The 21,693-nt window shown below is 41.2% G+C and carries 17 protein-coding genes; 15 read left to right on the top strand and 2 right to left on the bottom strand.

Going from position 1 to position 21,693, the window contains the following annotated elements; genetic code table 11:
- The first annotated feature begins 7 nt into the window (after positions 1-7).
- Together AO843_RS05195 and AO843_RS05190 are read left to right on the top strand one after the other, a co-directional pair.
- Positions 8-1,051 (top strand): S-methyl thiohydantoin desulfurase domain-containing protein, encoded by a 1,044-nt coding sequence (locus AO843_RS05195; RefSeq protein ID WP_054610094.1) that lies wholly within the window; start codon positions 8-10, stop codon positions 1,049-1,051.
- A 693-nt stretch (positions 1,052-1,744) separates the two neighbouring features.
- Complete coding sequence (locus tag AO843_RS05190) at positions 1,745-2,359, top strand: HD domain-containing protein (RefSeq protein ID WP_082389393.1); 615 nt, start codon at positions 1,745-1,747, stop codon at positions 2,357-2,359.
- A 194-nt stretch (positions 2,360-2,553) separates the two neighbouring features.
- On the opposite strand, the gene AO843_RS05185 is transcribed toward AO843_RS05190, so the two are convergent.
- Positions 2,554-3,960, bottom strand: a complete 1,407-nt coding sequence (locus AO843_RS05185; protein WP_054610093.1) for a pyridoxal phosphate-dependent decarboxylase family protein — start codon at positions 3,958-3,960, stop codon at positions 2,554-2,556.
- 102 nt (positions 3,961-4,062) lie between these two features.
- On the opposite strand from AO843_RS05185, the gene AO843_RS05180 reads away from it, so the two are divergent.
- The 13 genes from AO843_RS05180 (at position 4,063) to AO843_RS05120 (ending at position 19,955) form a co-directional block, all read left to right on the top strand.
- Complete coding sequence (locus AO843_RS05180) at positions 4,063-5,538, top strand: MocR-like pyridoxine biosynthesis transcription factor PdxR (protein WP_054610092.1); 1,476 nt, start codon at positions 4,063-4,065, stop codon at positions 5,536-5,538.
- A 123-nt stretch (positions 5,539-5,661) separates the two neighbouring features.
- The gene (locus tag AO843_RS05175; protein WP_054610091.1) at positions 5,662-7,548 is read left to right on the top strand and encodes an ABC-F family ATP-binding cassette domain-containing protein; all 1,887 of its coding nucleotides are present in this window, start codon (positions 5,662-5,664) and stop codon (positions 7,546-7,548) included.
- A 12-nt stretch (positions 7,549-7,560) separates the two neighbouring features.
- On the top strand, positions 7,561-8,688 hold the full coding sequence (locus AO843_RS05170) for a conserved virulence factor C family protein (protein WP_054610090.1): 1,128 nt from the start codon (positions 7,561-7,563) through the stop codon (positions 8,686-8,688).
- 360 nt (positions 8,689-9,048) lie between these two features.
- Entirely contained in the window at positions 9,049-10,281 is a 1,233-nt protein-coding gene (locus AO843_RS05165) for a M20 family metallopeptidase (RefSeq protein ID WP_054610089.1), read from the top strand.
- Complete coding sequence (locus tag AO843_RS05160; protein WP_054610088.1) at positions 10,278-11,366, top strand: tartrate dehydrogenase; 1,089 nt, start codon at positions 10,278-10,280, stop codon at positions 11,364-11,366. Before AO843_RS05165 ends, AO843_RS05160 begins: the two co-directional genes overlap by 4 nt.
- 1 nt (position 11,367) lies before the next feature.
- A complete protein-coding gene (locus AO843_RS05155) occupies positions 11,368-12,114 on the top strand; it encodes an SDR family NAD(P)-dependent oxidoreductase (RefSeq protein WP_054610087.1) in 747 nt (248 codons plus the stop codon).
- 10 nt (positions 12,115-12,124) lie between these two features.
- Entirely contained in the window at positions 12,125-13,579 is a 1,455-nt protein-coding gene (locus AO843_RS05150) for an aldehyde dehydrogenase family protein (protein WP_054610086.1), read from the top strand.
- Between the two features lie 14 nt (positions 13,580-13,593).
- A complete protein-coding gene (locus tag AO843_RS05145) occupies positions 13,594-14,628 on the top strand; it encodes an ABC transporter ATP-binding protein (RefSeq protein WP_054610085.1) in 1,035 nt (344 codons plus the stop codon).
- Complete coding sequence (locus AO843_RS05140; RefSeq protein WP_054610084.1) at positions 14,597-15,571, top strand: ABC transporter ATP-binding protein; 975 nt, start codon at positions 14,597-14,599, stop codon at positions 15,569-15,571. Before AO843_RS05145 ends, AO843_RS05140 begins: the two co-directional genes overlap by 32 nt.
- Before the next feature lie 40 nt (positions 15,572-15,611).
- Complete coding sequence (locus tag AO843_RS05135) at positions 15,612-16,583, top strand: P1 family peptidase (protein WP_054610083.1); 972 nt, start codon at positions 15,612-15,614, stop codon at positions 16,581-16,583.
- Positions 16,584-16,600: 17 nt separating this feature from the next.
- On the top strand, positions 16,601-18,157 hold the full coding sequence (locus tag AO843_RS05130) for an ABC transporter substrate-binding protein (RefSeq protein ID WP_054610082.1): 1,557 nt from the start codon (positions 16,601-16,603) through the stop codon (positions 18,155-18,157).
- Between the two features lie 16 nt (positions 18,158-18,173).
- Positions 18,174-19,115, top strand: a complete 942-nt coding sequence (locus AO843_RS05125; RefSeq protein WP_054610081.1) for an ABC transporter permease — start codon at positions 18,174-18,176, stop codon at positions 19,113-19,115.
- Between the two features lie 12 nt (positions 19,116-19,127).
- Complete coding sequence (locus tag AO843_RS05120) at positions 19,128-19,955, top strand: ABC transporter permease (protein ID WP_054610080.1); 828 nt, start codon at positions 19,128-19,130, stop codon at positions 19,953-19,955.
- Here the strand turns inward: AO843_RS05120 and AO843_RS05115 are convergent.
- Positions 19,944-21,581 carry a PucR family transcriptional regulator gene (locus AO843_RS05115; RefSeq protein WP_054610079.1) on the bottom strand — a complete coding sequence of 546 codons (1,638 nt, stop codon included), beginning with the start codon at positions 21,579-21,581 and terminating at the stop codon, positions 19,944-19,946. The two genes, AO843_RS05120 and AO843_RS05115, sit on opposite strands and share 12 nt — an antisense overlap.
- Between the last annotated feature and the right edge of the window lie 112 nt (positions 21,582-21,693).

The raw sequence follows: 21,693 nt of genomic DNA, 5'->3' as shown, positions 1-21,693 counted from the left end.
ATGATCGATGGCAAAAGTATTAACATATGAGGATGGAATTGCTGCGGTTTATGGAGGAGCGATCCTTGGTGGCGGCGGAGGAGGTCTTCTAGAGGAAGGGCTCAAACTGGTGGAAGAAATCTTTGCTGCTGGGGAACCACAATTAGTCGATATCACCGAATTAGATCATGAAGATTTAGTAGCGTGTGTAGCCATGGTAGGCGCACCTTCAGCAGCCGATCAATATATTTCGAATGAACAGCTTTGTTGGAGCTATCGCAGCATGAACACATATACCAATCAACGTCTAAAGGGCATCATTACCAATGAAAATGGTGCCATCACGACAATTAATGGCTGGTTGCAGTCTGTTTTATTAAATGTGCCTGTTGTGGATGCCCCGTGTAATGGGCGGGCACATCCAACGGGAATTATGGGTTCCCTCAATCTCCATGAACAACAAGACTATCAATCTGTGCTATTTTACGCAGGTGGCAAAGATGATTTTGCGGTTCAAGGGTATGTAGAAGGCCATTTACAAAATACAGCGAAAACAGCACGACAAGCTTCAATTTTAGCTGGAGGATTAGTAGGTGTAACGAGGAATTCTGTGACGATAGATTATTTACAAAAACATGGTGCACCGAAGGCCATTTCCATGGCGATTGAGCTCGGCTATAGCTTCTTAAAAGGACAAACTTTTGACGAAAAATTGGCTAATGTTCTGCACCAATTAAATGGAGTGCACATCGTATCTGGTGAGGTCACAGATTACTCGTTAACGAAAGAAAATGGCTTTGACGTAGGGAAATTATCTGTTGGCGATTACCATTTAACTTTCTGGAATGAATATATGACGTTATCGAAGGAAGGACAGCTACCATCGAAATTCCCAGATCTTATCATGACATTCGATACAGAAAAGATGCTACCAGTACCAAGTGCTAGCATAAAAGAGGGTATGCATGTAGCGGTCATCCACGTTGATCAATCTCATTTAACCTTAAGTTCAACGATGCAAAATCAAGCGCTATTACAAGAAATTGATGAGGTCATTAAGGGCGTTTTGTAAGATCTACAACTAAATAGCAAATAAAACAGTAAAAGCTGCCATCATCTACTTGACTGTAAGATGGGCAGCTTTTATTTGTCCTTCAGCGGGAAGGTATTACATTTTATCACAATCGTTCCTACTTCCTTTATAGCTTCATACATTTATGGCTTACATGAATCTTCATGGTGTTCGTACGACTCATAGAACGTGGTATCATTAGCTGTTCGCCATCATCGTGTACGATTTTTATTATTGGGAGGAGCTACGTTCATCCATACTTGAAGAAGGTAACAACCAATAACGAAAAAACAGTTACACAGAGGCTACAATTTGATGATAACCTTTTGGTCGTAAAAACAAACTAACTTGATGTTCACAGTTTTCGGCTGTACATTTGGCTATGCGGGTTAAACAAAGAATTTCTAAGGGAAAGTGTTCACTTTTATTTGTTTGATGATTGGTTTTCTTTACTTACGTCATCTTTCAAACATACTATTCAATTGTAAGCCCGCTGAAGTTGATGTTATAACTGTCGAACACATAGCTGTTGTACATAACTGAAAAATATGAGGTACAGAACAAACAGTTTGTTCTGTACGTTTATCTTATAATATTCTGAAAAATTAGTCAATTGAAAGGGTGCTGATTTTTTATTTTTCGTGATGACTATAAATAAAGTATAATCGTGTAGGAAAGGAATGAGCTTGAACTATGGATTATTTAATGAGTAAAGTAAGTGGAATTTATGCAAAGTTTGACGCTAGCCATGATTTTCAACATATTGAACGTGTCTACCAAAATGCGCTAGCTATCTTACATACAGAGCCAACAGCAGATGCCGAGGTAGTTAAAATTGCGGTGCTGTTGCATGATGTTAGCGATAAAAAGTATACCGATAGTAAGGAACAGGAAGAACAACTCATCGCAGAGCTACCTGTTAGCGAGGAAAAAAAGCAACATATTCGAGATTGTATTGCACAAGTGTCATTTAATGGTGGGAATGAGCTAGAAGCAACATCTATGGAAGCCAAAATCGTACGTGATGCAGACCGTTTAGATGCGATTGGAGCGATTGGCATCGCCCGAACATTTGCTTATGGTGGTGCGAAAGGCCGTAAGCTTTACGATAAGGATGAAGAAGCACGCATCAATATGTCAGAGTCGGAATATCGTCAAAAAAATACGTCGTCTGTCACTCATTTTTATGAAAAGCTGTTGTTGCTAAAGGATCTAATGGTAACTGAGAAGGGCAAGCAGATGGCACTTGAACGTCATCAATTTATGGAAAGCTTTTTAAAGCAATTACAACACGAAATTGGTCAATAAAGCACACGAACCGCCTTTCAATTGAAGGCGGTTCGTGTGCTTTATTTGCATATTTGTTTGACATAATCATTTTATTGTAATTTGAGAAATCTGCAGTACTCGCATATTGGGCGATTTCATAGGCAGTAATTCGTAATAAATTTGGACAAATATATTTGTACATTCGCCCTTGTTATTCATTTGGATATCATAGATTAGAGGGACTCGTGGAAAAAGGATTGTATGGCTGTCGTTAGTGCTTCCCAAATAATAGTTAGATCTTCTGTGGTTGTACGCCAATTGCTGAAAGCCGCACGCATAGCTGGCACACCTTGGTAAACAGTTGGTGTCATGAACACCTTGCCTTGTTGATTTAATGTCGTCAAAAATTGTTTGTTCATTTCGGCTGTCAGTGCTTCATGATTTATGGCAAAGCACACAACATTTAAACGAACAGGGGCTAGCAAAGTAAATTGGTCACTTTGCTCTATTTTTTGTCCAAGCTGCTGAGCTAGCAGTACATTTTGTTCGATTAACTGTTGATAGCCCTTTTTACCATAAGCTTGAAGGGAAAACCAAGCTGGCAACGCACGGAAGCGTCGTGAATTTTCAGGGGTAAGATCACTAAAATTCGGATTTTCAAGCGAGCTATCAAGGTAGGCAGCATTGTTTTGAAATACGGCTACTTGTAACGATTGATGTCGGGTAAATTGCATAGCCGCATCATAAGGGACATTCAGCCATTTATGTGCATCAATCGTAATAGAATCAGCATGGTTAATGCCTTCGACTAAGTGATAGTACTTGGGTGAACACGCAGCAAAGCCTCCAAAAGCCGCATCTACATGAAGCCAGAAATTATAGCGCTTTTTGAGCTTGCCAATTGCTAGTAAATCATCAAAATCAACCGTATTGACGGTTCCCGCATTTGCTACGACAACACAAGGTTCTTGTTGATTGTCTTCAAGAAACTGTTGTAATTTTGCAATATCGATCGCTTCCCGCTGTTCCTGACATGGAATAAGATGAATAGACTTTCTCCCAATGCCAAGCATAGAAGTTGCTTTGGCAATACTCGAATGCGGCGTACCACTGACGATTTTTATCGGTGGGATATCAAATAACCCATCCATCGCAGTACTTTTCCCATAGTATTGCGCCACCCACTCTCTTGCTTGTGCAAGTCCTACGAAATTAGCCATCGTAGCCCCGCTGACAAATGTTCCCTGATAATCCTCACTCACTAGCAATAAATCTTTTAACATATCAATCGTCGCTAATTCCATTGAGCCTGCTACAGAATCTTGCGTATTGGATAGATTTTGATCGTAAATACTGACTAACCAATCTCCAACAATCGAAGCAGGCGTAGCCCCACCTGTAACAAACCCTAAATATCTTGAACCTGCACTGGCGCTTAAGCCTGCAGCATAATGCTGTGAAAAGTATTGAAGTGTCGACTGAGCGCCATGTCCTACTTCAGAAAGTATTGAAGCAGGTACGTTATAAGCTTGACTTGTTACGGCTCTTTCTTCAAGACTGGTAAAAAACTTGGCAGCATGGTGCACAACATCCGTTAAAATCGTTTCAATATTTTCCTGATCTTGCTTCATGTTCGTCATGGATCATCATTTCCCTTCATATCAAATTTAGCTATTTCTGCCTCTACACTATATAGTGATATATATAACAGTCAAATTATGACTATAACAGTTGGAGGGTAAATGAAAATAAAGCTAAATCGTCAATCAGATCAAACCTTAATCCATCAGATTTCAAATATTATGGCAGAAAAAATACGATCGGGTTTTTTACAGGAGGGGAGTCAATTACCTTCTATACGGAGCTTTTCTAAAGAAAATCAAGTGAGCCCTGTAACGATCAGCAAGGCTTATGCATTGTTAGAAAGAAATGGGTATATTCAAGTGGTGCATGGTAAGGGGGCATTCGTTCGAAAAAATGAACAGGGGAGCATGCATGTGAGCCAATGTAATTATAATTGGCAATTAGCGATCCCCGACTATATTCAACGTTCACAATCCATATTAAATAAAGGAACAGAGTATGCGATAAAATTTTCAAGTGCGACCATCCATCCGGGGTTATTACCCTCAGTTTATTTGACGAATGAAATCGTGGCAATTTTACTCGCAGAACCTCAGATTGTTGTGCGTTATGGGGCTGTACAAGGTGATGAAGATGTACGAAAGGCAATTCGGGACTATGTTCAACAATATGGTGACATTGAAACAACACCTCAAGAAATTATTGTGACAAATGGTGTGCAACAAGGTATTGATGTAGTGGCTAGAACATTTATTGGACCAGGAGACATTGTCATTACCGAAGCTCCTACCTATGCAGCAGCAATCGATGTCTTTAGAAATCGCGGAGCCCATATTATTCCCATTCCAGTAGATGAAGAAGGTATGCAGACAACTATTCTAGCAACATTATGTTTAAGCAAACAACCAAAGCTGATCTATACAAATCCAACATTTCAGAATCCTACAGGAACTGTTTTAAGCGAAGCTAGAAGAAGAGAGTTACTAGACCTTGCCCAACAATACGGCTTTCTTATTGTAGAGGATGATTCATGGAATGAAATTTATTTTGACGATAATCCACCACCACCTACTCTTAAAGCGTTAGATGAAAGTGGTCATGTTATATATTTAAAAGGATTTAGCAAATCGTTAGCCCCTAGTTGTAGAATTGGAGCCATCATTTCGAATGGCACTGTCCATCAACGGCTCTTATCAGCCAAATCCTTTGCCGATTCGGGCAATCCACTATTAACACAAAAGGCACTGATTCCTTTTTTACGATCAGACCGCATGCATGTCCATTTAGAAAAATTACGCATTGCGCTTGAAGTAAGAAGAGATCAGACGATTGCTTTATTGAACAAATATGCACCACAAGGCGTTACGTGGATGGAACCAAAAGGAGGGTTAAATATTTGGGTGTCTTTGCCTAGTAATGGCAATACAGATGAACTGTTGTTTAAAGCACAGCAAGCCCATATTACTTTTTTACCCAGCTCTGCTTGTTATCCGGGAGAACCACAATATCACCATATGAGAATTAGTTATTCCTATCCAGAACCACAGGACCTAGAGCAAGGAATCATTATACTTTGTCAGATAATGCACACGTATTTACAGGAGAACGGGAGCAAACTTGGGACAAACCAATGACAGTTTGTTGTTCTTTGTTTACCTGTCAAATGATGTTATGATGAATAATGGATATCAATAATCGTCTACATAAAAGTAGTGTGGGCATGAACAATACCTAACATGAAAGAGATGGATAGTGGAATGAGTCATTTAATTATACAAAATTTAACAAAAACTGTGGGCGATAAAACGCTTTTTCAAAATATTGAATTTACCATTTATGAGGGTGAGCGAGCAGGTTTAATCGGTATTAATGGTACGGGGAAATCGACCTTGTTATCGATTTTAGCAGGTGACATCGAAGCGGATACCTTAACAATGGACCGCCCGAACAAATACCGTATCGCCTATTTACCACAGGAGCCATCATTTCAATCAGGAGAAACGGTTTTACAGGCTGTCTTTGCTGGTGACTCACCGATTTTACAACTAAATCGTCAATATGAGGAAACGGTTGCTGCATTAGCAGTCAATCCAACATCTGAAAGTTTACAAAAGACTTTATTTAGCTTGCAACAACGTATGGATGAAGAGCAAGCATGGGATGTCAACGCGCTTGCGAAGACAGCCTTAACAAAACTCGGACTTGAAACATTTGATAAAGAAGTACTAACGCTATCAGGTGGTCAGCAAAAACGAGTAGCATTAGCTAAAGTATTAATTGAACCAGCTGATCTTTACTTATTGGATGAGCCGACCAACCATTTAGATGTGCAAGCAACAGAGTGGCTTCAAGAAATGGTATTACGACTAAAGGGTGCAGTTATTTTCATTACCCACGATCGTTATTTCTTAGATGAATTATCAACACATATTTACGAGCTTGCCGATCAAACCTTGTATCGTCACACAGGAAATTATGGGGATTACTTGGAGGCACGTGCTATTCGTGAGGAAATGAAAGCTGCCTCTGCACAGAAGGATCGCAACCGTTATCGTTCAGAGTTGAAATGGATTCGTCGCGGTGCGAAGGCGCGCTCAACCAAGCAAAAAGCACGTATTCAACGCTTTGAAAAGTTGGAAGAAAACCTAGAGCGTAAATCAGAGGACGTTTCATTGGAGATGGGTCTCGCTACAACACGTCTCGGGCGGAAAGTGTTGGAGGCAGAAAATATTTCGAAAGCCTTTGGACAGCAAAAGATTCTTGAAGATTTTTCATTTTTATTACAACAAGGTGACCGAATTGGCATTATCGGTGCGAATGGTGCAGGAAAATCAACCTTATTGAACATGCTAGCAGGAGAGCTAACACCAGATCAAGGTGAAATTCTTGTCGGCTCAACAGTGAAACTGGCTCATTTCAAGCAAACATTGCCGAAAATGAATGAAAATGAGCGTATGATTGAATATATACGTGAGGCTTCGAATGATATAACAGATGCAGAGGGCGTTCGCTATTCAGCGGCTCAAATGCTAGAGCGTTTTTTATTCCCACTACATGGGCATGGTACACCAATTGGTAAATTATCAGGTGGTGAGCGCAAGCGACTCCATCTATTACGTTTATTAATGGAGCAACCCAATGTTTTATTATTGGACGAGCCAACCAATGATTTAGATATTGAAACATTGGGTGTGCTAGAGGATTTCATTGAGCATTTCCCTGGCGTAGTGATCACAATTTCCCACGACCGTTTCTTCCTAGATCGTATTGCGAAAAAACTATGGATCCTGGATGGAAAAGGGCAGGTAGAGGAAACACTGGATCTTTATAGTGAGTATTTGGAGAATCGTGAGCATACGGCAACTGCTAAAGTAGAGGCACCGAAAGCTGAAAAACCGAAGACTGAAAAACCAAAATCCGACAAGAAAAAGCTATCGTTTAAAGAGCAAAAAGAATGGGAAACGATTGCAGCTGATATTGAAAAAACAGAAGCAGCTATTATGGAGACCGAAGAGGGAATCGCGAATGCTGGTTCAGATTTTACAAAACTACAGGAACTAACAGCTAAGCTTGATGTGTTAAATGCACAGTATGAGCATCTAATTGAAAGATGGTCTTATTTAGATGAAATTGTTAACGGATAAGGAGCGATAGACATGAAGATTATTACAATTGAACCGACGCCAAGTCCCAATTCTATGAAGATTGTTGTTGATACAGAGCTACCATTCGGGAAAAGCTATAATTTTACAAAGGACAATAAAGATGAAGCAACTGGCGAGGCAGCAGCTATTTTAGCCATTGAAGGAATAAAAGGCGTTTATCATGTAGCTGATTTCTTTGCGGTTGAGCGTAATGCCAAGTATGCATGGGAAGGTATTTTAGCAAACATTCGTCAAGTATTAGGTGAAGATGTCCAAACACAAGATGAAACACTGGTAGCCAATGATTTTTACGGCGAAGTTTATGTCCATGTCCAGTTTTATAAGCAAGTACCCCTACAAGTAAAGGTGTTTGATAACCAGCGTGAACATCGTGTGAGCTGCGGTGATCGTTTTGTCGATGCTTTTAATCAAATCATTGAGTCAGCAGTGGATGAAAACTATATTTTCCAACGCAAATGGATTGATTATGGTGTGCGCTATGGCGAACTAGAAGAAATTGCAGCAGCGGTCAAACAGGAGATTGATGTCACATATTCTGCAGAACGTCTAGCGGAAATTGTCGCTGCCATCAATAATGATGATGAAAAGGCTATCGTTAAATCAGACAAGCTCAAAATAACAGTGGAGCAATTCCAGCAACCAGAATGGGAGAAACGCTTCCAGCTGCTAGACCAAATGGCTGATCCGGAGTTGGATGATTTACCACTACTAGATTTAGCCCTACAGGATGAGCAAATGTCCATTCGTCGTCTAGCAACCGTGTATTTAGGGATGATTGAAGATGTTGCTGTTGTTCCTTATTTAGAAAGAGCCCTCCAGGATAAAAGTGCTGCCGTGCGCCGAACAGCAGGCGACTGCATGAGCGACCTTGGCTTTGTAGAATTTGAAGAGGCCATGCAGCAAGCCTTACAGGATAAAAACAAATTGGTTCGCTGGCGTGCAGCGATGTATTTATATGAGGTCGGCACAGAACAATCATTACCAGTATTAAAAGCGGCCGAAGCTGATAAAGAGTTCGAAGTAAAGCTACAAGTGAAAATGGCCATTGCTCGTATCGAGCAAGGTGAAGAAGCAAAAGGCTCGGTTTGGAAGCAAATGACCGAATCTCGCCAACAATAAGTTAGAAAAAACCAGCAGCCGCTGGTTTTTTTCGTTTGAAGGGTAGGGCTTTGCTCGAAGTTTAGAATGTGTTCTTCTGTCTTAAATGGAAGGAAGCCACTCCAAAGTACTAAACCGCCCAACAAAAAATCAACCCGATCAAAAAAATCCCCCAAATTGAAAATCTCCATACTATCCATTCGGAAATCTATCGAAAATCGGTATAACGTAGAAGAAAATGTTGTTTTTTAGCGATTTTGAGCTAAACAAAAAGTTAAGGCCATTCTTTGAATCATTTACATATTGTCTAGTTTCATAGAGGAAGGACAATGTTAAAATAACATAAATTCTGAATATTCACTAAAATAGGAGGTCCTTTGCATGACAGTAACTAGTTTAAAAACAACGAAATCGTATGTGCGTGATCGAGAGGCGGTCATTGCGTTAACACAAAAGCTGGTGCGAATTGAAAGCGTTTACCGTGAGAATGATCCGAATGGTAATGAACAAGAGGTGGCACATGTAGTTGCGGCGTATTTACGAGATATTGGTATCGAGACGCATATAGAGGAGGTTGTGCCAGGGAGACCGAATGTAATTGGCATTATTGATTCGGGCAAACCTGGGAAAACATTACTTTTCGAAGGACATACAGATGTAGTGACAGAAGGCAATCGGGATGCTTGGGCATATGATCCATTTGGGGCTAAGATTGTCGATGGGCGTATGTATGGCAGAGGAACGAATGATACAAAAGGTAATCTAGCTTGTATGATTACAGCTTGTCAATCATTGCTACTGGATCAGGAGGAGTTTACGGGCAAGATTATTTTATGTATTCCTTGTGATGAAGAGGGTCTAATGCTTGGCATTAAACATTTTATTAAAAATGGCTGGGCAGATGGCGTGGATGGAGCCATTATCTGTGAACCACAGGAAAACAATGTATGTATTGCACAGCGTGGGGCGATTCGTTTACAGGTTGATATTTTCGGTAAGATGGCACATGGAGCAATTTCGTGGAGCGGTATTAATCCAAACTGGCGGATGGCACGTTTTATCGTAGAACTAGAGAAACTAGAAAAAGAGGAGCAGGCACGTTTAGGACGTGATCCGATGCTGAATTGGCCCTCTATTACGCCTACAATATTACGCGCGCCTGTTAAGGGAGACGCACAAATCAATGTCATTCCTGATCATTGTATGACGACGCTGGATATTCGTACTGTTCCTGCGCAGGATCATGATGAACTACTGGGGAAAATCGAAGCGATTATTAAACGCTTACAGGCGGATGATCCGGATTTTAAAGTGGAACTAACGGTTCTTGATAACCGACCAGCTACAGCGACGGCTAAGGAGGACCCTGTTGTACAAGCCATTTATGAGGCAGTGGCAGAGGTGACAGAGAAAGAGCCAAAATATAATGGGGTTCCTGGTGCGACAGATGGTACGTTCCTTCATGTCCATGGTATTCCAATTGTGACGGTTGGCGCAGGAGATCGTGAAATCCCCCATCAAATCAATGAATATGTAGATATTGAAGAATTAGCAGAAACAACCGCGATTTATCGTTTAGCGGCATTAAAATTTTTGGCCGGTGATACACAATGACAGCGATAAAAATGGCAGTTATACCAGGAGATGGCATTGGGAAAGAAGTTATGCAGGAAGCATTAAAGGTTTTAAAATGTGTGCAAGAACGGGATTCTTCCTTACAAATTACAACGACCGTTTTTCCGTGGAGCTCAGATTACTATTTAGCGCACGGCCGTATGATGCCTGAGGATGCACTGGATACACTACAAAAATATGACGCAATATTATTTGGCGCTATTGGCGATGCTCGCGTACCAGATGATGTCACAGTATGGGAACTCATTATGCCGATTCGGAAAAATTTCCAGCAGTATGTGAATTTCCGTCCCATTCGATCACTACCAGGTATTGTATCTCCCTTGGCTAACGGGAAAGAGGTTGATTTTGTCATCTTCCGCGAAAATGCTGAGGGTGAATATTCGGATAGTGGGGGTCGAATGTATCAACAACAGCCACAAGAAATGACGATTCAAAATACGATTATGACGCGCATTGGAATTGAAAAAATTGTCCGAGCAGCCTGCGAATATGCTAAGCAACATGAGAAAACCAAGTTGACGAGTGCAACAAAATCTAATGCGATTATTCATGCCATGAAATTTTGGGATGAGCATACAAGAAAAACAGTCACTCAAAGCGCTCCAGAACTACAGCTTGAATCCATTTATATCGATGCATTAGTCGCTTATTTTGTAGAAAGACCGCAGGATTTTGAAGTCGTTGTTGCTTCAAATCTATTTGGGGATATTTTGTCTGATTTAGGCTCTGCCATAGTAGGAGGACTTGGTCTGTCCCCCTCTGCAAATTTAAATCCTGAGAAGGATTTTCCTTCCATGTTTGAGCCTGTACATGGTTCAGCACCAGATATAGCAGGCAAGGGTATTGCAAATCCAATCGCTCAAATATGGTCGCTCGCATTACTTCTAGGACATCAAGGAAGAACAGATTTAGAAGATCTGATTGTTCAAGCCATTACGAAAGTGTTACAGGAAGGCGTCGTAAAAACAGCAGATATTGGTGGACAAGCGACAACAGCACAAATGGGGGATGCGATTTGTCAGGAAATTATTCATATGACATTAACAGCTGGGGGTGTTTAGTATGACAACTGAGCAAAAGGTGATCGTTGTGACGGGCGCAGGTGGCGGTATGGGAAAAGCCATTATTGAAGAGCAGCTAAAGCAGGGTAATCTGGTCGTAGGACTTGATTTATCCGTAACGACACTGTCAGGTTTAACACATGAAGCCCTGCAATGCTTTGAAGTCAATGTGTTGCAGGAAGAGCGTGTTAATGACATCTGCCAACAGGTTTTTGAAAAGTATGGCAGAATTGATGGACTTGTCAATGCACTCGGGATTGCACAGGCCGCTACACCAATTGAACAGGTAACGATGGACGAGTGGAATCGATTAATGGATGTCAATGTGAAAAGCTTATTTATAACAGCAAAAGCAGTTGTCCCTTTTATGAAAAAACAGCAAAAGGGCTCAATTATTACGATTGCCTCTATTTCAGCAGTACGACCTAGACCGGGCTTACAGGCCTATATTGCATCGAAGGGTGCAGCAGAAAGCTTTACGAGAGGGCTTGCGATTGAACTTGCACCGAACCAAATTCGTGTTAATACGATTCACCCTGGTCCTGCTGACACACAAATGCTTGGTCAATTTGCTGCACAGGGTGCTGATGTAGAGCAAACAAAGCAAAGTGTGTTTGTGCAATCTGTCCCACTAGGACGATTGGTGAAGCCATCTGATATAGCAGGAGCAGTCAGTTATTTATTGTCAGATGCAGCTAGCATGGTCACTGGAACGACCTTACATGTAGATGGTGGGCGTGGATTATAGGAGGGGTATGATGAAGAAAATTCCTATGTTGATTAATGGGGAATGGATTTATGGTGATGCAGAAGCATTACTAGATGTGGGAAATCCTTCAACGGGGAAAGTCATTGCGCAAATTAGCAATGCTAGTCAAGCACAAGTAGAAGAAGCAGTGCGTGCAGCACGTATGGCCTTTGAAAGTGACGAGTGGCGACAATGGAAGGCTTATGAACGAGGGCAATTATTAATCGATTTCGCTCATTATATTCGCCAGCATGCCGAGGAATGGAGTTTACTAGAATGCCGGGATGTAGGAAAGCCTTTAACACAGGCTAGGGCTGATATTGAAGCGGCGGCTCGTTATTTTGAATTTTATGGTGGAGCTGCTGATAAAGTGATGGGGGATACAATTCCAATTGAGGATGGATTATTAAATGCTGTCGTGTTAGAGCCTGTTGGCATTACGGTACATATTGTGCCATGGAATTATCCGATTCAAATTACAGCGAGAAGTGTTGCTGCGGCTATCGCTACTGGCAATGCAGTCATTGTGAAGAGTGCGGAAGATACCCCTTTTACGACACATGCCATCACGGAGTGGTTTGCTGAAAAACTACCAAAAGGGATATTCCAACATATTACTGGCTTAGGACGAGATGTTGGTCCGTATTTAACAACACACCCTGATATTAATCATATTACATTTACGGGATCAGTTCCTACAGGGGTTGCAGTTATGAAGGCAGCCGCGGAAAATGTTGTCCCTGTAACATTAGAGCTTGGCGGAAAATCACCTAATATCGTTTTTGCAGATGCCAACATGGAGCTGGCACTAGAAGGGGTTGTTCGGGCCATTATTCAAAATGCTGGGCAAACTTGCTCTGCGGGGGCCCGACTACTCATTGAGGAAACGATAAAAGATACTTTCCTCCCACAATTAGTGCAAAAATTCCAAGCGATACAAGTGGGGCCAGGTGAGGCGGACATGGATATGGGGCCGTTGTTAAATGAACGCCAGCATACTAAAATTACCACATTATTACGGCAAGCCAAGAAGGATGGCTATGTCATTACTGGCGGGGAGCCATTAACGATTGAAGGATATGAAAATGGCTTTTATGTGCAGCCAACCATACTTGATGGTGTACAGCCGAATGATCCATTAGCACAGGAAGAAATTTTTGGACCAGTGTTGACAGTTTTGACGTTTTCAAGCGTGGAAGAAGCCATTACTTTAGCCAATGGTACAGATTATGGCCTAGTAGCAGGTGTTTGGTCACAGAATATAGATACAGCTCATTATGTAGCCAGTCGGGTGCAGGCAGGACAAGTATTTGTCAATAATTACGGGGCAGCTGGTGGCATTCAAATGCCATTCGGCGGTTATAAAAAAAGTGGGATTGGTCGAGAGAAGGGCTTTGTTGCTCTGCGAAATTATACGCAAATGAAAAATATCGCCATACGCTATGCACCACCTATTCAACACTGACGGGAGGGACGCCTATGGAACAGCCAAAAGATAAACAAGTGCTCTTAGAGGTCAATCAATTATCGATTCGATTCCATTTGAAGAATGGCAAAGAGGCAAAAGTAGTTGATGATGTGAATTTTACCATTCATAAAGGAGAAACTGTTGCACTGGTAGGAGAATCAGGCAGTGGCAAAAGTATTACATCACTAGCGATTATGCGTTTACTACCAATACCTCCGGGAGAAATTACTTCAGGGACCATAGCCTTAAACGGCAAAAATCTATTAACCTATAAAAATAAAGAGATGAGCCATATTCGAGGCAATGAAATTAGTATGATTTTTCAAGAGCCTATGACCTCTTTAGATCCGGTATTTACCATCGGTAATCAAATGATAGAAGGTATTCGCAGACATCAAAAGGTTTCAAAAAAAGAGGCTGGGCATAAAGCATTACAGTTATTAAAAGAAGTAGGGATTGCCAATGCGGAGAAGGTGATCACTGAATATCCTCACCAATTATCAGGAGGGATGCGACAACGTGTCATGATTGCCATCGCAATGTCTAATAATCCTCAGTTATTAATTGCGGATGAGCCGACCACAGCATTGGATGTAACAGTACAGGCACAAATTTTAAAGCTGATGATGAAAATGAAGGAAGAGCATCAAACAGCCATTCTATTCATTACTCATGATATGAGTGTTGTCGCAGAAACAGCAGACCGTGTGATGGTCATGTATGCAGGGCAAATTGTGGAGGAAGCCCCCGTAAGAGAGCTTTTTTTAAATCCTCAGCACCCTTATACAACAGCACTTTTAAAAACAATGCCGAGTCTTGAAACAGAAGTGAAAAGGCTGCCGTCGATTCCAGGCACCGTTCCGCCAGCCTATGCATTACCAGAAGGTTGTCGCTTTGCTCCACGCTGCCCGCATGCTATGGCACGATGCCATCAGGATATCCCTGCCATACACCTTATTCAAGAGACACATAGAGTACGCTGTCATTTATTCACAGAGAAAGGAGAGCTGGCTCATGAAGGAGAAAGAAGTTTTGCTGGAAATTAAAGATTTAAAAGCCTACTTTCCTGTGAAGCGCAAGTCAATGAAAGAAGAGAAAAAGATGGTCAAAGCGGTGGATGATATTTCCATTGAAATCTATCGGGGAGAGACGCTTGGGATTGTAGGAGAATCTGGCTCAGGAAAATCTACATTTGGGCGAACAATTTTGAAGCTCGTTGAACCAACAGCCGGGGAAGTATTGTATAAGGGACAACCGATCCAACATTTAAAAGGCAACAAGCTACAATCTTATCGCAATCAAATGCAAATGATCTTTCAAGATCCCTTTGCCTCACTAAATCCGCGAATGCGTATTGGAACAATTATTGAAGAGCCGATGAAGTTGCAATTAACTCTGACGAAGGAACAGCGAAAAGAGCGTGTGAAGGAGCTGTTACAAAAGGTTGGACTCCCTGAGGATGCGATGCATAAATTTCCACATGAATTTTCTGGTGGTCAGCGACAACGGATTGGGATTGCAAGGGCTTTAGCCATTCATCCAGAGTTCATTATTGCAGATGAGCCAGTATCGGCATTGGATGTATCGGTTCAATCACAAGTCCTTAACTTAATGATGGATTTACAGGATGAATTTCAATTAACTTATTTATTCATCTCCCATGATTTAAGTGTTGTGAAGCATATAAGTGATCGTGTGGCGGTGCTGTACTTAGGGCGGGTTGTGGAAGTTGGAACGAAAAAGGAGCTATACGCTAATCCATTGCATCCTTACACGCAAGCCTTACTATCTGCCATACCTGTCGTCAATTTTGAAGAGCCAAAACAAGAGGTACTTTTACAAGGTGAACTACCTAGTCCGATGAATCCACCTGTTGGTTGTGTTTTTCATACACGTTGTCCATATGTCATGGAAAGATGTCAGCAGGAGAGGCCTAAGCTTCAGGAGGAAAATGCTAATCAGCGAGTTGCTTGCTTTTTATATAATTAATAATCAGAATATTTAATTTATTTAGGATTGAGGTGTTGGTATGTTTGGCAATATAACCGATGTTCCAGGGATCAAGGTGGGTCATCGTGAAAACAAAGAGGGGATTACAGGCTGTACGGCGTTATTAATGGAAGGCGGAGCAGTCTGTGGGGTAGATGTCCGAGGATCTGCACCAGGTACTCGTGAAACTGATGCGTTAGATCCCATTAATGAAATTGATCGCGTGCACGGTATTTGTCTTTCAGGGGGCAGCGCCTTTGGATTAGATGCTGCCACAGGAGTGATGCAATTTTTAGAGGAGCAAGGAATTGGGGTTGATGCAGGGGTTGCAAAAATACCCATTGTACCAAGTGCCGTACTTTTTGACTTATTTATCGGAGATCCTCAAGCTCGACCAACAGCACAAATGGGCTATGAAGCGGCACAAGCAGCGCAAATTGGTCCATTTCAGAATGGCAATGTTGGTGCTGGCTATGGTGCAACGGTAGGCAAGCTAGCAGGGCCTGAATTTGCGATGAAAGGTGGGCTTGGCAGTGCATCTTTTGCGGGTAAAGAGGGGCTTATAGCTGGGGCCATTGTAGCTGTTAATGCAGTGGGAGATGTCAAGAACCCTACTACACGGCAAATTTTAGCAGGAGCAAGAAATGCCCAAACAAGACAGTGGGTGGACTGCTGTGCCTACCTCGAACAGTATGCACAATCAGAGGCACTTGCTGGTACCAATACAACCATTGGCGTTGTTGCGCTGAATGCGAAGTTAACGAAGGCAGAAGCTAAAAAGATTGCCCAGCTTACGCAAAATGCCCTTGCCCGAACAATTTATCCTGTCCATACCATGCTTGATGGGGATACCATTTTTGTGCTAGGTACGGGAGAGCAAACATTTGCGTTAGATTATTTGGGCCATTTAGCGACGAAGGTGATGGAGGAAGCCATTCTTGCTGGTATTCAAGGGGCAGATAAATTGGCAGGTGTGGAAAGCTATACAAGCATTCAAAAGATAAGCACTTAGGAAAAGGGGGAACGGCAATGAAATTGAGAAACGGTGGGTTAATGCTCTTAACGTTCATGATGGCATTCATCATAAGCGCTTGTTCAAGTAATGGAGAGAAAGTTCCGACGAGCTCCAATAGTTCCAATGGACAAACAACAGCAGATGTACCGCAGGAAATTGTTGTACGTGTGAATGATGATCCAGATTTTTTAGATCCACATAAAGCAACGGCTTCCATTTCATATCAAATGATTATGAATCTATTTGAAGGGCTGATGGCACCAGAAACAGATGGCTCTTTAAAAGAAGGGCTAGCAGAGAGCTATGAAATTTCTGAGGATGGTTTAACATATACATTTAAAATTCGCCAAGGTGTGAAATTCCATAATGGTGATGACTTAACGATGGACGATATTCAATATTCCTTTGACCGTTTAATGGGGAAAAACGGTGGGGAAAAAATGTCGAATAACTTCGATAATGTGGCATCAACTGAGGCATCAGATGCCAGTACATTTGTCATTCAGTTAAAGGAGCCTAATTCTAATTTCCTGTATTCATTAACAGCAAGACAGTCAGCTATTATTCCTAAAAGTAATGATGGAAAACATAATGAGAATCCAATTGGTACAGGGCCATTTGCCTTTGTGAAATATGCGCCAGGTACCAATTTAGAACTGAAGAAAAATGAGCAGTATTGGCAAGAAGGTTTACCTTACTTGAATAAAGTTACCTTCAATTTCCAATCGGACGATCAGGCAGCAATTATGAGCCTGATGGCAAACGAGGTTGATTTAACAAGTGTTCCTTGGCATCGTGTGGGTGAGGTTGAGAGCAGCTACAATTTATCGCATCAAAATAATAACTCTTCCTTAATCATCACATTTAATGAAACAAAAGCACCATTCGATAATGTGAAAGTTCGACAAGCTATTAACTACGCGATTAGTAAATCCGATATTATTGATTCCGTATTTGCAGGTTATGCTGTCCCACTTGGTTCTAATATGAGTCCAGCGATGGGCGATTTCCAAAAGAAGGGCTTAGAAAGCATGTATGAACGCGATGTAGAAAAGGCCAAAGCATTATTAGCAGAGGCCGGTTATCCGGATGGCTTCAAAACAAAAATAACTGTGTCTTCACACAATGATATTTATTCGAATATTGCCCAAATTGCAGTGGCGAATTTACAAGAAATTGGTATTGATGTAGAGATTGAAGTTGTGGAGTGGGGAATCTGGCTAGATCGCGTTTATTTTGGTCGTGACTATGAAATGACAACGATTGATTTAACGGGTCGTGCATCTGCCTATGAAGTTTTAAATGATTACATTTCTACAAATGATGGTGAAAACTTCTTCTTATTTAAAAATGAAGAATACGACAAAATTATGGCTGATGTGCTAAAAGAAACAGATCAAGCCAAACAAATAGATTACTACCATCGTGCACAGGAAATCTTGGCTGAGCAAGCTACTGCAGTTTATATTGCGGATTACCAAATTGTTTGGGGTTCTGACAAACAAGTGACGGGGCTCAAGAGCTATCCATTCTGGTTCCATGATATGTCAGAGGTTAAATTTTCAAACTAGAAAGGGATGAGTGCTCATGATGTATATCTTACGTCGAATCATCCTGTTAATAACAACCATCCTTCTAGTATCCATGATTACATTTGGTGTTTTTCAAATATTACCTGGGGATCCGGTGCGAACAATGTTGGGGACAGAAGCGGATCCCACACAAATTGAAAATTTACGTTCTGAGCTCGGCTTAGATCGTCCTCTTTATGCACAATATGTGGATTGGATGAAGGGCTTATTGACAGGTCAACTAGGCGATTCCATTCGTTTTTCAATGCCTGTAAAAGATTTATTGTTTGATCGACTTCCTGTCACCATGTCATTGGCAGGGATTACTCTACTCATAGTTTTACTCATTTCCTTACCATTGGGGATGTTTGCTGCAAGAAGACAAAATAAAATAAGCGATGTGTCATTATCCACTGTGACACAAATTGGCATGGCTGTACCATCCTTTTGGCTAGGGATGATGCTCATTCTTTACGTTGGCTTACAGTTCAGCTTCTTTAAAATTAGTGGTTATATTCCGTGGACTCAAAGTGTTGCGGGAGCGCTCAGTACGCTCCTTCTCCCAGCCTTAACAATTGCGATACCACAAATTGCTATTAACTTTCGCTATGTCCGTACAGCTATTCTAGAGCAGGTTCAGCTCGACTATGTACGCACAATTCGTAGTAAAGGAATGTCTGAACAAAATGTTATGTATAAGCATGTATTGAAAAATTCAATGATTCCGATTTTAACAGTTTTTGGTCTGATTATGGCGGAGGTTGTTGCTGGGACGATTATCGTGGAGCAAGTATTTTCATTGCCAGGTGTCGGACAACTTCTCATAACGGCTATTAGTAACCGTGATTTTCCACTTGTACAGGGGATCGTCATGTATATTACGGTAGCCGTGGTGATGATTAATTTTATTGTCGATATTTTATATTCTGTATTAGATCCTAGAATCCGATTACGTTAAGAGGTGGATACAATGAAACAACTACAGCGTTATACTAAAAAATTGAATTTATCCATTGGTCTCCTCGTCATTGTCGGCTTTTTGCTCGTCATGTTGGTAAGCTTTTTTTATACACCGCATGATGTCAACGCCATGAATATACCTGAGAAATTGCGTGGACCAGGTGGTGCTTATCTTTTTGGAACAGATGAATTTGGACGTGATATTTTTAGCCGAATTATGAAGGGGACACAAACTGCTTTTGCCGTTGGACTATTAACCGTAGGAATTGGGACATTGTTTGGCATCACGATAGGAGGGATTGCAGGCTATGTTGGTGGCTGGATTGATGAAATATTTATGCGAACGATGGACGCTTTAATGGCATTTCCAGGCATAATATTAGCGTTAATGCTTGTAGCTGTATTTGGCCCTGGGATTGTCAATACGGCCTTAGCATTGGGCATTATCGCCATCCCTGCTATTGCCAGAATTGCGCGAAGCGGCTTTGTCCAACAACGTGACTCAGAATATGTGCTGGCAGCGAAATTAATTGGTGTCAAGCCTCATAGCATTATGTTCCGCCATATTTTGCCCAACATTTCATCGCAAATTATTGTTGCTGCGACTGTCACATTTGCAACTGCAATGCTAGCAGAGGCAGCACTAAGCTATTTAGGGCTTGGCGTGCAGCCACCAAACCCTAGCTGGGGCAGGATGTTAAAAGATTCCCAGGCTTATTTAATCGGTGCCCCTTGGTATACGTATGCGCCTGGAGGAGCCATTACGATTCTTGTTCTTGGCTTATATATGCTCAGTAATGCATTACGTGATTTTATGGACCCACGTTCAAAATCGTAACAAATCAGGTGCTGTTTTTTGCAAAAGTTCATAGGCCTTGACTGCCATTTCAATGTTTAGTCGATGTGGCGCTTGTAAAAAATCAGCACCAAAAAGACTTTCTAGCCGTTCAATTCGTTTGTAGAGTGTTTGACGGACGATAAACAGTTGTTCTGCCGTATCATTTTTAGCCCCATTACAAGCTAAATAAACAGCTAAAGTTTGAAACAAATCATGGTTATTTTTTTGATCCAGCACTAATATTTCTTGTAAATAATCTCTCACAAATTGTAACAGGGCAGTCTGCTCCTGTTGTAATAATAATCGATAAACACCTAAATCCTTATAATAAATGGAGCTAGCCAATTGATGATGCTGCATTTGGATGGCCGATTTAGCCTCTTTATAGCCAAGATGGACACTTTCAATCGTTTGATAAACATTGCTAATTCCACAAGTAAGGGTGAGCTGTTCAAAAAACTGAGATGCTTTTCTGGCAACAATTTGTGCTATTGCTTGATCGAAGGAATCACGATTATCCTTCATATAATCGGCAGCAATATAAAAGGCTAAAATAATAATTTCATGTTGACGAACTGAAACAGTAGGAAAGAATCCAAGCTTCTTTAATATAGAGCGAACATACATGGCATTTTGTAACTGTATTTCCTGCCACTCCTCCTCGGGTACTGCATTAGCTTCGTCATGTAGATTGAACACGACTACCCGATAAAATAAATTCCGACTTTCAATGGGTAAATAGCTTTGGTAGTACTGGATATCCACTGGCTGGCCTTGAATGAGGGCAAGAATAAATTCATCCTCACGGCTTTGCTGACGCTCCTGTAGCATGCGATTTCTCATTAAAATATGGGCAATCGACATTGTAGCACGTTCAAGGTTTAACAATGTATAATCACTTGGCTTTGGCAGTCCAGAATGCATACATAAATAGCCCCAAACTTGTCCAAGTCCATTCACTGGAATAATGACAAAATGACCCTTATCGATGGATAAATGATGCAAGGGCTCTTGTAGTTCTAACTGCTGACAATGTTCTTCCATGACACGTAAATATTTTTTTGCTTCGACTGGATAATAAAAGCTTTTCGTATCTTCTGAGACAAATAAAAATGGTGCCTCGGTGTCTTGATGAAGGACTTGTAAAATTTTTAAAATACCATTTGGCATTAACGATAATTCCATAAATGTTTTGGAAAGCGCATCAAGCTGTGTAAGTGCCTGTTGGTGTTGGTTAATTATGTACGTATGCAAATCTTGTGTGATATCGATAAAGCGAACAATCTCCTCAAAGACAATGATTGGAAAATGATGAGCATTCGCCATGGCAATCAATTCAACGGGAACATGATCAAAATAGTCTCCAATTTCAATGCAAAGCCCGGCAGCTTCGTTGCGGATAAGGTTCTGTAAGTAGGCGATTTGTGTTTCACGCTCTAACTGTAAACCGACACCAGTGGTTAAGATGAGTTCACCACCATTGATTAATGTATCAAAATCTTTGATTTCTAAAATATGTGTCCACAGAACTTGGCGCTCAAGGCCATGGTGTCCTGCAATAAGCTTCGCCGATTCAAAATGTTCGCGCTTAAGGACATCACGTACGAGTAGAGGATGTTTCGACATAAATTAGCACCTGCCCTTCGAATGTACAATGTCTATTTTTTATTATGTTTGAGAAATCAGAAAATTTCAATATGAACTAGCGCAATAGGGGAAATTGATTATAGACAAAAAA

Source organism: Lysinibacillus sp. ZYM-1 (assembly GCF_001308875.1).
In the GTDB taxonomy this organism is placed as follows: domain Bacteria; phylum Bacillota; class Bacilli; order Bacillales_A; family Planococcaceae; genus Lysinibacillus.
This window is presented reverse-complemented; position numbering and strand designations above follow the sequence as displayed.